Origin of the sequence: Hyphomonas sp. UBA4505 (assembly GCF_002388685.1) — a bacterium.
Taxonomy (GTDB): domain Bacteria; phylum Pseudomonadota; class Alphaproteobacteria; order Caulobacterales; family Hyphomonadaceae; genus Hyphomonas.
Genome location: NZ_DGMZ01000012.1, coordinates 355,010 through 369,273, shown reverse-complemented (window position 1 = coordinate 369,273; position 14,264 = coordinate 355,010). Strand labels below are relative to the sequence as shown.

At 60.1% G+C, this 14,264-nt stretch carries 16 protein-coding genes; 11 read left to right on the top strand and 5 right to left on the bottom strand.

Going from position 1 to position 14,264, the window contains the following annotated elements; all coding sequences use genetic code 11:
- Window positions 1-55 precede the first annotated feature (55 nt).
- The 8 genes from B3527_RS10910 to recR all read left to right on the top strand — a co-directional run bounded on the left by B3527_RS10910 (window position 56) and on the right by recR (window position 5,928).
- Window positions 56-733 carry a hypothetical protein gene (locus B3527_RS10910; RefSeq protein ID WP_290479883.1) on the top strand — a complete coding sequence of 226 codons (678 nt, stop codon included), beginning with the start codon at window positions 56-58 and terminating at the stop codon, window positions 731-733.
- Entirely contained in the window at window positions 730-1,659 is a 930-nt protein-coding gene (locus tag B3527_RS10905) for a FliG C-terminal domain-containing protein (RefSeq protein ID WP_290479882.1), read from the top strand. The genes B3527_RS10910 and B3527_RS10905 overlap by 4 nt, the downstream gene beginning before the upstream one ends.
- Window positions 1,656-2,060 carry a hypothetical protein gene (locus B3527_RS10900; protein WP_034810659.1) on the top strand — a complete coding sequence of 135 codons (405 nt, stop codon included), beginning with the start codon at window positions 1,656-1,658 and terminating at the stop codon, window positions 2,058-2,060. Before B3527_RS10905 ends, B3527_RS10900 begins: the two co-directional genes overlap by 4 nt.
- Window positions 2,057-2,323: a flagellar motor switch protein FliN gene (gene fliN, locus B3527_RS10895; protein ID WP_034810661.1), complete on the top strand. Its 267-nt coding sequence runs from the start codon at window positions 2,057-2,059 to the stop codon at window positions 2,321-2,323. The genes B3527_RS10900 and fliN overlap by 4 nt, the downstream gene beginning before the upstream one ends.
- A gap of 165 nt (window positions 2,324-2,488) precedes the next feature.
- Window positions 2,489-3,499 carry a flagellar biosynthesis protein FlhF-like protein gene (locus B3527_RS10890; protein ID WP_290481453.1) on the top strand — a complete coding sequence of 337 codons (1,011 nt, stop codon included), beginning with the start codon at window positions 2,489-2,491 and terminating at the stop codon, window positions 3,497-3,499.
- Window positions 3,500-3,503: 4 nt separating this feature from the next.
- A complete protein-coding gene (locus tag B3527_RS10885) occupies window positions 3,504-4,343 on the top strand; it encodes an AAA family ATPase (protein WP_034810665.1) in 840 nt (279 codons plus the stop codon).
- Between the two features lie 135 nt (window positions 4,344-4,478).
- Window positions 4,479-5,192, top strand: coding sequence for a response regulator transcription factor CtrA (gene ctrA / locus B3527_RS10880; RefSeq protein ID WP_034810668.1), 714 nt, complete (start codon window positions 4,479-4,481; stop codon window positions 5,190-5,192).
- 130 nt (window positions 5,193-5,322) lie between these two features.
- Window positions 5,323-5,928: a recombination mediator RecR gene (gene recR, locus B3527_RS10875; RefSeq protein WP_290479880.1), complete on the top strand. Its 606-nt coding sequence runs from the start codon at window positions 5,323-5,325 to the stop codon at window positions 5,926-5,928.
- A gap of 6 nt (window positions 5,929-5,934) precedes the next feature.
- Here recR and B3527_RS10870 read toward each other — a convergent pair whose 3' ends face one another.
- Window positions 5,935-7,077, bottom strand: a complete 1,143-nt coding sequence (locus B3527_RS10870; RefSeq protein ID WP_290479879.1) for a PQQ-dependent sugar dehydrogenase — start codon at window positions 7,075-7,077, stop codon at window positions 5,935-5,937.
- A 119-nt stretch (window positions 7,078-7,196) separates the two neighbouring features.
- Window positions 7,197-10,070, bottom strand: coding sequence for a TonB-dependent receptor (locus B3527_RS10865; protein ID WP_290479878.1), 2,874 nt, complete (start codon window positions 10,068-10,070; stop codon window positions 7,197-7,199).
- 211 nt (window positions 10,071-10,281) lie between these two features.
- Here B3527_RS10865 and queC point away from each other — a divergent pair, with 211 nt between their 5' ends.
- Complete coding sequence (gene queC, locus B3527_RS10860) at window positions 10,282-10,989, top strand: 7-cyano-7-deazaguanine synthase QueC (RefSeq protein ID WP_290479877.1); 708 nt, start codon at window positions 10,282-10,284, stop codon at window positions 10,987-10,989.
- Between the two features lie 129 nt (window positions 10,990-11,118).
- Entirely contained in the window at window positions 11,119-11,538 is a 420-nt protein-coding gene (locus B3527_RS10855; protein ID WP_290479876.1) for a 6-carboxytetrahydropterin synthase, read from the top strand.
- Here B3527_RS10855 and B3527_RS10850 read toward each other — a convergent pair.
- The 3 genes from B3527_RS10850 to B3527_RS10840 form a co-directional block, all read right to left on the bottom strand.
- Window positions 11,535-12,026 (bottom strand): hypothetical protein, encoded by a 492-nt coding sequence (locus B3527_RS10850; RefSeq protein WP_206991240.1) that lies wholly within the window; start codon window positions 12,024-12,026, stop codon window positions 11,535-11,537. The genes B3527_RS10855 and B3527_RS10850 overlap by 4 nt on opposite strands.
- 97 nt (window positions 12,027-12,123) lie before the next feature.
- Window positions 12,124-12,435 carry a cupin gene (locus B3527_RS10845; protein WP_206991239.1) on the bottom strand — a complete coding sequence of 104 codons (312 nt, stop codon included), beginning with the start codon at window positions 12,433-12,435 and terminating at the stop codon, window positions 12,124-12,126.
- Between the two features lie 82 nt (window positions 12,436-12,517).
- Window positions 12,518-13,213, bottom strand: coding sequence for a pirin family protein (locus B3527_RS10840; protein ID WP_206991238.1), 696 nt, complete (start codon window positions 13,211-13,213; stop codon window positions 12,518-12,520).
- Between the two features lie 137 nt (window positions 13,214-13,350).
- On the opposite strand from B3527_RS10840, the gene B3527_RS10835 reads away from it, so the two are divergent.
- Window positions 13,351-14,241, top strand: a complete 891-nt coding sequence (locus tag B3527_RS10835; protein ID WP_290480652.1) for a histone deacetylase family protein — start codon at window positions 13,351-13,353, stop codon at window positions 14,239-14,241.
- The last annotated feature ends 23 nt before the right edge of the window (window positions 14,242-14,264 follow it).

Here is a 14,264-nt window from a genome sequence, read left to right as displayed (position 1 = left end):
AGCGCCTATCACTGGTCCTGAATGCCGGAAGTTTACCCGGCAACAGGAGTGGCGAATGGACCATAAGCTCGCAAAATTCCAAGGCAGCGCGATGCTCTCCACACGAGCAGTCGCGCTGTTTGCGCTTGTCATTGCTGGCGTGCTGGGCAGCTGGCGTGCCAGCGACCTGTTCACCCAGCCCGTTGAATCCTGGGTGCCTGGATCAGCCATTGAAACTTCCCTGATGGGTATTCTTGAGCCGGTGGCTGGCACGGGAAGTATCCGCCTTTCCGTGTCCGGCGATGGTCGCTCAGGCCGATCGGTCCTCATCCTGCTGGCGTCAGATGCGAGCGAGACCGCACCAACCCTGCAACGTCTTGCAAGTTCCGCCATTCTCCTGTCGCCTGAAACCGGCGATCAGTTGATCATCGAACAGGCTGACTTCGCGCGCGGTGTTGCCGGTCGTCCGGATGCAACTGGCTGGACCGAGCTTGGCCTGTACGCATTGCTTTGCGGTTTGTTGGCATGGGTTGGTTTTCGTGCCCCGCTTGATGCGGCTCCCGCGGCGACGAGTACCGGCGCGCCAGCTGACCGAAAGTCGACCCGCATCGAATCTGCCGACATCATTCCGGTGTCCAAACCACGCCCGGTCCGCCAGCCGGACCCGGACGCCGCATCCCTTGTGCGCAAGGACCCCGCGCGCACCGCATCGATCCTGCGCAGCTGGATGCGCGGTGAAGGAGATGCTGCATGAGCGCGCTGGCGATTTCACGGCCGCGCGGCACGACCGGGCTTGCTCGGTCGGCGCGTCTGATGCGCGCTCTGGGGCCTGAGGCCGCGCCAGTCTGGAGCGAATTGAGCCCGCAGGAAGCCCGCGCACTTTCTGCCGCAATGGACGCGCTGGATGATGATTTGCGTGATGAGACTGATGCGCTGGAAAGCTACAAACAGGCGCATGCGCGCAGCGGCGCATCTACCGAAGCCGATACGCCAATCTGGGCTGAAGTGTCTGAACTTGAAACGCGGGACCTGTTGAAATTGGCAGAGGGCCAGCACCCGCAAGCACTTGCCCTGATGCTTTCCCGCCTGGATGGCAAAGCCTCGGCGCGCATGTTGAAGGCGCTCGAGAAACCTGTCGCCGTCGAGGTGATGCAACGCCTGTTACATCTGGGTCCAGCGCATCCAAGCGCGGTCGCAGCGCTCGAAACAGCCGTGTCGGCATGGATGGCCGGCGCCGCGCCAGCTTCCCGAACCGGTGGTCATGAAGGTGTCGCCCGTATCTTCGACCGGATGGATAGCCGTTCAGAACAAAGCCTTTTGTCCGCGCTGGAATCCGCTGTGCCAGGCGCAGGACAGCGCGTCCGCTCATTGATGTTCACTTTCGACGATCTGGCGAATCTGGATGCGGGGGGACTGCAGACCTTGCTGTCTGCCGCAGACCGTACACGCCTCACCTTTGCGCTGAAAGGCGCACGCGAAGAGACCTGCGCGGCCTTCTTCCGAAACATGACGCAACGCGCTGGAGAATTGCTGCGCGAGGAAATCGACATGCTTGGCGCCGTGCGCCGCAGCGAGATTGAAGCCGCACGAATGGAACTGGTTGATCTGGCCCGCACGCTGATCGAGCGCGGAGACATTCGCGCAGGACGTCCGCAAGATGAGGATGAACTCGTCGAATGATCCACCGCGCTGTCAAATCTGTTACGCAATTTGAATTTCGCAGCGATTTCAGTCCGGGCGAAGCGGCTCCGGTCGAGCTCGACCCACCGGTGAAGCTGACCACGCCGGAATTGCTGGAAATGCTGGCGGAAGCCCGTGCGGAAGGCGCTGCCAGTGTGCGCGCCGAAGCGGCCCGCGCCGACAGCGAGCGCTTGCAGGGCGTGACGAATGCACTCAACGAAGCCCTCGCCAATCTCGTGGCGCTGACAGGTCATCTGGAGGCCTGCGCCTATGAGGAGGGTTTCAGTGACCGGGCCCATGCGTTAATAAGGGCCACCGCCCGCACCATTCTTGACGGGCAGGGTGATCTGTTCGACGCCCGGCAATCTCTCACGCGTGTTACACCCGAAGGTACCTCATGACTGATTCTGCCAATCCCGCGCTGAAAAAGAGCCTGATGGATGTGCCTGTCCGGGTGGATGTGGTGCTGGGTGAACTGCGGATGCCCATCGAGGAACTGATGGCCATGGCAGAAGGGGACATCGTTGCCCTGGAACGCCATACGGGTGAGCCGGTTGACATCTATCTGTCAGATCGCCTGATGGCGCGGGGCAAACTGGTTATTGCGGATGGCCAATTGGGCGTGACCCTGTCGGAAATCGTCGACGATCGCGCGGCTGCCTGACGCTTAGGCAATTATCATTAAAACATTGCAAGGCCGCCCAATTCCTAACGGAAGAAAGGAAGTTGTTAACCTTTGCCGGTGTTAACTGCTTCCAACGAAAGCATGTCCTGTCGGCCTATTGGGGTGGCGATCGGCGGGGTGATCAACACAAGGGAACATGCAAACATGCGCATGAAGATGTTCGCCGCGGAGACCCTTGAGGCCGCCAAAGCGATGATTTTTGCCGAAATGGGAGCGGACGCGGTCATCCTGTCTGAACGGGAGATCGACGGCGGTGTGGAAGTTCGCGCTGCAACGGACAAGCTGGGAGGCGGCGTTGTTCCAAGCGAACCGCTATTCCTGCGAGAAGCCCGTGGCACCGGACATGGTCGTGGCTCTGAAAACCCTCTCTACAGTCGCGTTCGCGACGCTCTTTTATGGCATGGCGCCCCCAAGCGCTTTGCGGATCGGGTGGCTCATGAGGGCGCTGATCAGAATGCGGTTCCGGGCGACTCGCCAGAGGATTCGATCGCGGCCGGTCTGGAGCGCATCGTCACCTGCGATCCGATTGCGGCCCGCATGGAACGCGACATCATCCTCGTGGGGCCGCCAGGACATGGCCGGACCTCCACTGCAGCGAAACTGACCCGCCGGGCGGCGGTTGCCCGTACGGCCATCCTGCCAATCGCTGCAGACCTTGATGGAACTGCAGGCGGCGCTCAGCTCGCAGCCTATCTGGAACAGGAGCGTGGCCAGATTCGCAACGCTTTGACGCCAGATGCCCTTTTCGACACGTTGCGCACCGCACGGGCCGCCGGGCATCGCTGTGTGATTGACCTGCCATCGATCAATGCGTTCGACCAGGATGACATGGACAGTCTGCAGGACCTGATTCAGGTCGTGCGCGCCGAGCCCGTACTTGTCATGTCAGCCGAAGGTCACCCGGAAGATCAGGCAGATGCTGCCCGCATCTTTGCCCGCGCTGGCATACGCCGCGCTATCCTGACCAAACTCGATATTGCCCGCAGGCGGGGAGGGGCCATTTCGGCTCTGTCTTCTGCGGGAATCGCCTTCTCGCACCTTGCCGTTACGCCCTTTATAGGCGGCGGGCTGGTGCCGGCAGCGCCGTCCCGGCTGGCTGCCTTGTTGATGGAAGATGCCCCCGGCGATGTGATCGCCCTGAAAGGAGCTGCGTAGTCCTATGAGCTTCATGCTTCGAAAATCGCAGGAACGTCCGGCTCAGCGGCCGACCCCTCGCGTCGCGCCAGCCTCGATCATCGCTGTTGCGAGTGGCAAAGGTGGTGTCGGCAAGACTTTCATGGCCATTACCCTGGCCTCCGCTTTTGCCCAGGCCGGCAAGCGCACACTGTTGGTGGATGGCGATTTGGGCCTTGCCAATGTCGACGTTCAACTCGGCATCGCTCCGGAAACCGACCTCGCCGCGGTCATCGCAGGCTGGGTCGAACTGGATGACGCTGTGACGGCCGTCGATGGCGGCGCAGCAGATGGCGGCTTTGACGTATTGCCTGGCCGATCCGGCTCTGGCGCGCTGGCTGAGCTTCCGCCTGAGGAAGTTGCCCGCCTTGCTGCAGGCCTTTCGGCGCTGGCGCTGCAATACGACCAGGTGGTCGTGGACCTTGGCGCCGGGATCGAAGCCAATTGCATGCGCTTGGCGCGCGCCGCCGACAAGGCGCTCATGGTCATTACCGACGAGCCGACCTCGATGACGGACGCTTATGCGTTCATCAAGGTGTTGCGCGGTTACGCGCCGAACGTCGAACCGGTCATCTGTATCAATCAGGCCGAGTCCCGGGCCGCAGGCCAGCGCACCTATGAAGCGATTGCGCGCGCTTGTCAGACCTTCCTCGGCTTCCGTCCACATCTTGCGGGCACCGTAATGCGGGATCCGAAAGTGCGCGATGCGATCCGCTGCCAGAAGACGCTGATCTCCACAGACCAGCAGGCACAGCCGATCCAGGACGCAATTGCAATTTCCCAGATGCTCATAGGCGCCCGTCAAGGTGTCGATATTGGCTATTAATCTGTGTGAAGAAAGTAGAAGTTTTGGGGGCGGATCGTACGGCTTGTTAACCTTCGTTAAAGGAACAGCCCGTAGGATTCACATTGACAGGAAATGCGGCTAGCTTGGTCGTAATGATGATTCGGGAGACGAGAGATGCGCGTCCTGCTGATTGAAGATGATAGTGCGGTGGCTCGTTCCATCGAGTTGATGCTGAAGGCTGCAGGCTTCAACATCTACACCACCGACCTCGGCGAAGAGGGCGTGGACCTCGGCAAGGTCTATGAGTACGACATGATCGTGCTTGACCTCTCACTGCCTGATATTTCCGGGTACGAAGTGCTCAAGCAGCTGCGCATGGGCCGTGTGAACACGCCTGTGATGATCCTCTCCGGCAATCCCGACATTGAAGCGAAGGTGAAGACGCTCGGCTACGGCGCCGACGACTATCTCACCAAGCCATTCAACAAGGACGAGCTGATCGCCCGCATCACCGCCATTGTGCGTCGCTCCAAAGGCCATGCCGAGAGCGTGATCCGCACGGGCGAAATCGTTGTGAATCTCGACGCGAAGACCGTGGAAGTGGACGACGAGCGCGTTCATCTGACCGGCAAGGAATACCAGATGTTCGAGCTTCTTTCCCTCCGGAAAGGCACGACGCTGACCAAGGAAATGTTCCTGAACCACCTCTATGGCGGCATGGACGAGCCAGAATTGAAGATCATCGACGTCTTCATCTGCAAGCTGCGCAAGAAGCTGCAGAATGCGACCAACGGCAACCACTATATCGAAACGGTCTGGGGGCGCGGTTATGTTCTGCGCGATCCGCGTCCAAGCTCGAAGACGGCGGAAGTCGAAGCGGCGGCCTGACGCCCAGAGTTTTGAAGCTTTAAGAGTGCTTCCCGAACCCCGGCCGAAAGGTCGGGGTTTTGTTTTGCGCGCAAATGGCTTTTGCACGTTCCGGCTTGCAACCAGGCGCAAATAGCTGACATTGAACGCCATGTCCCAGAATTCTGCCGGTCCTGAAATCCTTCGCCTGATTGAACTGATCTCGCGCCTGCCGGGCCTCGGGCCCCGGTCTGCGCGGCGCGTTGCCCTGTTCCTGTTAAAGCGTCGCGACACTTTGCTGAAACCGCTGGCCGACGCGCTGGCTGAGGCAGGCGAGAAGATCGAACGGTGCAAGGTCTGCGGGAATTTCGACACGGTGCAGCCTTGCGCAGTGTGCCAGGCAGGTGGGCGCGATGATGCGCTGGTGTGCGTGGTGGAAGACGTGCCGGATCTCTGGGCGCTGGAGCGCGGTGGCGCGTTCCGGGGGCGTTACCATGTGCTCGGCGGCGTCCTGTCGGCGATCGACGGTATTACGCCAGATGACCTCAACATTCCGTCATTGGTGACCCGCGTGGACGCGGGCGGCATACGCGAAGTGATCCTCGCGCTCAATGCCACTGTTGATGGCCAGACGACAGCGCACTACGTGGCCGAGTTGCTTGAAGGGAAGGGCGTCAGTGTCACGCGTCTGGCGCATGGCGTACCTGTGGGCGGCGAACTGGACCATCTCGATGATGGTACGCTCGCCGCCGCACTCAGGTCACGCCGCGATATCTGATCGGGCCTATTCGGCTTCCGCTTCAGCGATATCCACGCGGAATATGCCGTCGAAATCCTTGGTCGCGACATAGAGGTGACCATCGGGGCCCTGAACCACGTCACGGATCGCATATTCTTCGTCAAACAGTGACTGCTTGCCGACCACTTCTCCATTTTCCATGTCGATCCGCGTCAGCTCCAGTCCGGCCGGACCGTTCATGCCGCCCGTGAAAAGGTCGCCTTTCCAGCCCGGATAAACGTCGCTGGTCAGCATGGTGAGGCCTGAAGGAGCAATTGATGGTACCCAATAAGTGAGCGGTTGAACCATGCCTTCGGCTTCGGTCTCATTCGTTATGATTGTGCCATCATAATTCACGCCATAGGTGATCTTGGGCCAGCCATAATTCGCGCCGGGCGTGGAGATGTTGAGTTCGTCGCCGCCTTTGGGGCCGTGTTCTGTCTCGTACAACGTGTCCGTGGCGGTGTCGTAGTAGAGCCCCTGCACATTGCGGTGACCATAGGACCAGACTGCGGGCGCACCGGCTTCACCATCGGCAAACGGATTGTCTGCAGGAATAGAGCCGTCTGTGTTGATGCGGACGATGGTACCATGCGTATTGGTGGGATCCTGAGCATCCTTCATGAAGCTGAAGCCCTCGCCGAGGGAAACGAACAGGGTGCCGTCATTCGCAAATTGCAGGCGCGAGCCATAATGGTAGGCGGTATCGCGCGCATCGGCCCAGAAGATTTCCTCAACATTTTGCAGCGCGCTGGCATCGTCGCTGAGGCGGCCCTTGATGACGGCTGCTGCGTTCGCGGCACCATCGCCCTTGGAGTAGGAGATGTAGACCATGCGGTTGGTCTCGAAGTCCGGATCCAGCACCAGGCCAAGATATCCTGCCTGACCTTCAATGAACGCTTCCGGCAGGCCGGTCACGGAAGAGGGGGTGCCCTCGCCTCCAGCCACGAATTTCAGGCCGCCTTCCTTCTCTGTGAACAGCAAATCGCCATTCGGCAGGAAGGCGAGACCCCAGGGCCACTCGGCCTCGGTCACGACGGGCGTGAGTTTCACGTCAAAGTCGCTTGTTGCGACCGGCGTGGTTTCAGCTGGCCCGCCACAAGCGGCAACAATCAGTGCGAGCGGAAGCAGGGGGATGATAGGGCGCATGAGGGCGTCTCCGTTTGAGGCAGGGAGGTTTGCTGGGACCATAGGACGAGCCTGCCGATTGGCCAAACAAAAAGGGCGACCTCGAAAGGCCGCCCTTGGAATTCAAACGAGTCCGGGTCCTACCAGGACTTCTTGACCGTGACGCCGTAGAGAGCTGGCTCGGTCAAGAAGGCGTTGGTGAACAGGCCTGAGGAATCGTCGGTCAGGTACGTGCCGGTGATGACTTCCTCGTCGGTCAAGTTCTTGGCGAAGACTTCCACGCCCCATCCGCTCTCTGGATTATTGAGCAGGATCGACAGGTTGACGTTGGACCAGGATTCCAGTCCATCGCGCGGCGTGTTCCAGATACGGCTCTCGCTTTCCGACTGCATGTAGTAGTCGCCGCGGATCGTAAGGTCCCAGTTGGAATTGCTGATGGCTGGGAATGTGTATTCCGCCGCCAGGTTCAGCGTCATGTCCGGGGCGCCCGGCATGGAGTTGCCATCCAGATTCTTGGCATCCCCTTCGATGGGCTGCAGGGCCGTGGCCGTCTGCGTGTCGCCATTGGAGTCCGTGTAGGTCACGGTGACGCCGTCCAGACCGAAGGCGGCTTCCTGCCCGGAGAATGCGCCGGTACAGAGGCCAAGCGTGGAACCCGGAGCAAGCAGGCCGCCCTGAATGGCTCCCAGCACTGTGGCATAGCCCTGAGCGGACACGACACAGTTCGAATAGGTGCTGGAATTCTTCAGCGCGACGAGATCTGCTCGTCCATTGGTGCGGTCGAGCACGTCGATGCCATAAGTGTCGACGACTTCGGCATTCAGAAGGCCGAGATTAGCCGTCAGCAGCCAATTGTCTGCCGGCGTCCACAGGGCTTCCAGCTCAAGACCCTGAAGCTCTGCGTCCACGTTGATGTTCACCGAAGAGCGGTTGATGATCTGCGTGATCTGGTAGCCTTCATAGTCATACATGAAGCCGGTCAGGTTCAGCTGGGCGGTGCCGCCTGCAAACGTGTTCTTCGTTCCGATTTCATACGAGTTGATGAATTCCGGATCGAAGGTCTGCGGGAACAGGTTTGCACCTGCTGGCTGTGGCGGGTTGATGCCGCCACCCTTGTAGCCCTTGGAATAGAAGCCGTAGATCAGCGTATCTTCTGTGAAGTCGAGATCAGCTGTGTAGTCAAAACCGATACGGCCAGTGATTTCCTGGAAGTCGGCTTTCAGCTTGCCTTGAGACGCAAGTGGGTCTGCGCCTGCTGGTTGTGGAGTGAACAGGAAGGTCGAGACGATGTCCTGTTCCTTCTGGTCATCCGTATAGCGAAGTCCCAGCGTGAGCTGGAGATCGTCAGAGACGTCATAGTAACCTTCACCAAAGACAGCGAAGGATTCCAGCTGGTAGGGGGACAGCGAGCGGAAATAGTTCCCGCCGTCACCATTCAGGGACAGGTCGAACAGGGACGCGCCATCGGAGGTCGTAGAGCCGCTATCGAGCGGAACATTGCCGCCGAACAGGGCGCCACCAGCCGCATTATTGATCTGCGTCAGAGCCGTAAGCGCGTTCGACAGAACGTAATAACCGTCTTCAGCATTGTACGGATCGATGGATTCGAAATCCACCTTGATGGCACCAAGGTTGAAGTTGAACGGACCATCATAGTCGGACTGGAGCCGAAGTTCGTGAGTGGTCTGCTCACTATTGCCACCAGACAGGTCGAAGGTCCGGAAGGAGTTGGCAGCGCCAAGTTCCGGATCGGTCACGACGCCGCCTGGGAACAGGAGGGGATAGAGTGGTGCCAGGGCCGGGTTGATGAAGGGGCCGGCCGTTGTGTTGAAGGTCAGTGATGCAGAGGCCTTGTTGTAATCCTCACGCGATACGACCGAGCTCTCACTATAACTGCCGAGATAGGTCAGCAGTAGATTGTCGCCGATATCGGCTTCAGCTTTCCATGAATAGAGCGTCTGGTCGGCCTGGTACATTGGGTCGAAGGCCGACTCAATCTTGCGCAGGTCCGAAATGGCCGGGGCCAGGTTCACATCACCGTTCAGGAGGCCGGCAAAGATGCCGAGGCCGCCAGCGAGGGTGGCCTGCGAATTCACGCGGTCACGGGACTGGTCGAGCGGAGCATCTTCACAGCCGAGCGATGTCGCCAACTGGTCAACAGCTGAGACCGGAATGCCCATGAAGCTGTCGAAGCCTTCGTCCTTGTCGCACAGCTGCTTACCGGAGCGGAGGCGGGAATCGTCTTCTTCGAAATGCTCAACCGAAATCCAACCACGGGCCCAGTCTGTGGGCTCGAATGCGAGGGTCGCCCGCACACTATAGAGGTCACGATCATCGACATCATTGCCGGTTGTCAGATTGTCCACATAGCCGTCACGGCCGAGATAGGAGCCAGCCACACGCAGGGCGGCGTTTTCGCCAAGGGGCAGGTTGACCATGCCCTTGCCTTTGAACGTGTTGTAATTGCCATAGGTCAGCTCGGCATCTGCCTGGAATTCGCCCAGTACCGGCTTGGCAGTAATCAGGTTGAACACACCGCCAGTCGCGTTGCGTCCATAAAGCGTACCTTGTGGGCCACGCAGGACCTCGACACGTTCAACATCATAGAACTCGGCTTCGAAGAGGCGGTTGGCCGTAAGCGGAATGTCGTTCTGGTGGATACCCACACCCGCATCACCGGATTGTGCAACCACGTCGGCACCAATACCGCGGATCTTAAAGTTGAATGATGTGAAGTTGCCTTTGGTGAAGCTGACGTTCGGAATGGATTTCACCAGGTCAGGGCCACCGGCAAGCTGGAGCCGGTCGAGGGCATCTTCATCGAACGCGGAAACCGCGATCGGAACATCCTGAATGGATTCCTCGGTTTTCTGTGTTGTCACCGTGACCGTTGACAGGGTGCGCGGGCTTTCGTCGGAATCATCCTGAGCGGCGGCCATCGGCCCCACCAGACCGACCACGAGAGCGGATGCCCCAGCCAGCCAGACGGATTTCGAGTGTCTGATATTTCGCATGTTTTGTTTCCTCCCCTCGGGCCGCTTTAGTGCTGCCTCGAGCAATTTTAGCCGAGCCGGCCTCTTTTGGGCCTGCTTCAATTGTCATCTGAATGCATTCGTGACGGGTCTGTCAACATGACGCTGGGGTAATGACGGGTTTTAAAATGCGGGTGTTAAAAATGTAACGCCCTTGCTTGGCCGCGTTGCCCATGCCTGTTACAGGCGCAGCATGTCACGTTCTTCTACCGCCGCACTGGTCCTCTTCTCGGGAGGGCAGGATTCCACGACCTGCCTGGCATGGGCGCTTGAGCGATTCGGGCGCGTAGAGACGGTCGGTTTTGACTACGGCCAACGCCACCGGATCGAACTTGATTGCCGAGAGACGGTGCGGCGGGGTCTGGCTGGCCTAAATGCGGACTGGGGCAGCCGTCTTGGACCGGACCATATGCTCGACGCCACCGTGCTGAAGTCGCTCGGAGAAACGGCGATGACGCACGATGTCAGCATCGAGATGACAGAGGCCGGCCTGCCTTCCACATTCGTGCCGGGCCGTAATCTGCTGTTCCTGACCTTGGCGGGCGCTCTGGCCAGCCGCCGGGGCATTTCTGTTCTGGTCGGCGGGATGTGCGAAACGGACTATTCGGGCTATCCCGACTGCCGCGCAACGACGATGGACGCCCAGGCTGAAACACTGAGGCTTGGCCTCGATGTTCCGATGCAGATCGACACGCCACTAATGTACATAGACAAGGCAGGGACGTGGGCGCTGGCAGAAGATCTGGGGGGGCAGGCGCTGGTCGATCTGATCGCGGAAGATACCCATACGTGCTATCTGGGCGAGCGCGGCCAGCGCCATGAGTGGGGCTATGGCTGTGGGGAATGCCCGGCTTGTGAGCTGCGCGCAAAGGGCTGGGCAGGCTGGAAAGCCGGTGCCTGAACACCCTATTCACTTGCAGAAGAAGCAGCCATAACAACTGGACTTTTCGAGCTTTTTCCAGCAATTGGGCGCCAATCCGCGCCTCGAGCACTTGTTGGCGCAAAACCGCACGAGAATTGAAACGAACCGATGACCACACAGACTGACCAGACCAGCACCTCAGCCGCGGCGACCAGCCCGGAAGGCCGCGTGTTTGCGATCTCGAAATCTGTGAATTTCGAGGCGGCCCATTATATGGGCGGCAAGCCTGAAGGTCATCCCTACCGCAATGTGCACGGCCATTCCTTTGTACTGGAGGCGACGGTTGCGGGCACGGTCAAGCCAGGCGAGCAATGGGTTGAGGATTTCTCTCATCTGACCGCCTGCCTGCAGGCTACGGCGGCGAAGCTGGATCACAAGCTGCTGAATGACATTGAAGGGCTTGAAGTGCCGACGCTGGAGCGGATCTGCCTCTGGGCAGCAGCCGACCTGAAAGAAGGCCTGCCGGGCCTGACGAAAGTCGCCATTTCCCGGCCAAGCCTGAATGAGCGGTGCGAGCTGGTTCTCTAGCTGCCGGACGGCGTCGCGGCTGTCAGTTCTTTCACGAATTTGCGGGCAAACCGGTCAGAGGCGCGCTTGGCGTCCTGCCAGGTCGAGATACCGGCATAACGAATATCAGTCTCATACCAGTCATAGGTCAGGTCGCCTGTCGCTTTGCCGCTGGCATCAAAGGCCGTTGCTGACAGTTTCATGCCACCAATGCTTTTGGAGTCGCCATAATCAAGGCCGGGCGTATCGCCCAATTGCTTGAACGTCGGCTTGTTGGGCTTGGCGTCAAGGATGGTCACATCAATGCGGGCTATGTCGAGCCCGGCCTTGCCGAGTTCGCGGGTCAGGTCTTCCTGCACTTCTTCTATCAGGTAATCAGCTTCGCGCATGCCATATTCATCGTTCAGCTCCTCGGTGAATTCCGGGCTGAAGGTGACATTGATTTCGCCTGCGAGCGCGGCCGGGGCGGCCAGCAAGGCTAGGGCGGCGAGGGGAACTAGTCGTTTCATCGAAGTCTCTCCAAAACTGCTATAGATTCATCCTACCACGCTGCCCATGCCCGTAGAAGTCACAGGCCTGTGAGCGTGGAGTGCACCTGTCAGGGGTTCAAACACTGCCTTCCTGCTCGACCACAAGGATGCGGGCTTCACCCCGGGGGTGAGCGACATGTTCGCATCCAATCCCGGCGAAGAAAATGTCTCCTGTTTCCAGCGTCACGATCTTCTCTGCACCGTCTTCGCGGTAGTGCATGTCCACGATCCCATCGAGGACCGCGAACACCTCCTCGCCCTCATTGACGTGCCAGATATAGGGCTGGTCGGTCCAGTGAAGGCGTGTGGTGATCCCGTCCATGTTTGCGACATCGATCGCACCCCAGGCTTTGGGCGCGGTAAATGCCTTGCCGCGGATGACTTGCATCGTGTGACCTCCCACAACCAATAAGACCGAGCCGCATTGCGCTGCGGCCCGGTCTTCGAAGTAACGTGGCCGGAGGCAGAGATCAAACCGTGTCGACGAACACGATCTCGGCGTCGGCAATGCCCTTCACCGTCAGGGTCTCGGGGCCGGTGATGGCGGCCCCGTCGCGTCCGGTCATGACAAGGCCGTTCAACTCGACAGATCCGTCAGCCAGCACCAGATATCCATGACGGCCTTCCTTCACTTCATAGGTCAGCGTTTCGCCTTCCTTCAGTGTCGCGCCGAGCACATTGGCGTCCTGATTGATGACGAGGCTGTCGTCTGCGCCGTCACCCGAGGCCAGCACCGCCCAATTGCCGGACCGTTCCCCTTTGGGAAATTTCCGGGCGCCCCAACCAGGCTTGCCACCTGCTTGACGCGGCAGGATCCAGATCTGGAACAGGGTGGTTTCCTCGTCTTCGGCGTTCCACTCGGAATGCTGCACACCGTCGCCAGCGCTCATGACCTGGACGTCCCCGGCCTCGGTACGGCCGGTATTGCCCATGGAATCCTTGTGCGTGATCGCGCCGGTGCGGACATAGGTGATGATTTCCATCGAGCTGTGCCCGTGCGGCGGGAAGCCGGTATGCGGCTGAATCGTGTCATCATTCCAGACACGCAGGGCGCCTTCGCCCATGCGCTTCGGGTCGTGATAACCGGAAAAAGAGAAATGGTAATTGGCATTCAGCCAGTCATTCTGGAACCGGCCGAGCTGTTTGAAGGGTCTGTGTTCAATCATGGCGATATCCTTTCGCGCTCGTGTTGCAGCGAATATGACGCGTCCGGGCGCAGCCTGTAGATTGCGGCCAGCCATCACACCTATGCGCACCGTGCATAAGTGGAAACGGGCGGAAAACTCGCTAGGTTCCGCCCGATATGACACTGCCCATTATCCACCATGTCGATTATGACGCGAAAACGGTCGCCGATGACCATCGCTTCCCGATGCGCAAATATGCGCTCGTGGCCGAATTTCTCCGCGACGCGGGCCACAGTTTCATAGCGCCGGAGGCCGCGCTGGAAGACTGGCTGCACCTCGCGCATGACGAGGCCTATGTCAGCGCCATCATGACCCAGACGCTGGACGCGAAGGCCGCGCGCAAGGTCGGGTTCGAGATCACGCCCGCCATTGCCCGGCGCTCGGCTGCATCGGTCGGCGGCACATGTCTCGCCGCGCGCCTTGCTCTGGAGCAGGGGGCCGCTGTGAACCTTGCCGGCGGCAGCCATCATGCCGGGCCCGACGGCGGCGCGGGTTTCTGCGTGTTCAACGATGTCGGCGTTGCCGGAAAGCTCTTGCTGGAAACGAAGGAAGTGCGCCGTGTGGCGGTCATCGATTGCGACGTCCATCATGGCGACGGCACGGCGCTGATCTTCCGCTATGATCCGCGCGTCTTTACCGCCTCGCTGCATTGCGAACAGAACTGGCCGCGCGAGAAGCCGCCCTCTGATCTGGACATCGGCCTGCCGAAGGGCACGGGCGATGCGGACTATCTGGCCGCGCTGGAAGACTTGGTCGAGGCCGCGCTTGGTACGTCGCCGGATATCGTCTTCTACAATGCCGGGGTCGATCCGCATGCAGAAGACCGTCTGGGCCTTCTGTCCCTCAGCGATGAGGGATTGCGCGCGCGGGACGATCTCGTGGCGCGGGCCTGCCGATCAGCCGGCACCCCGCTCTGCGGCGTCCTCGGCGGCGGCTATGCCCGTGACGCCCGCGCCGTCGCCCGTCGCCATACGTTTCTTGTCGAGGCGTTCGGCGCGGCTGCGTGAAGGCACCTGTGCTCTTGCCCCGA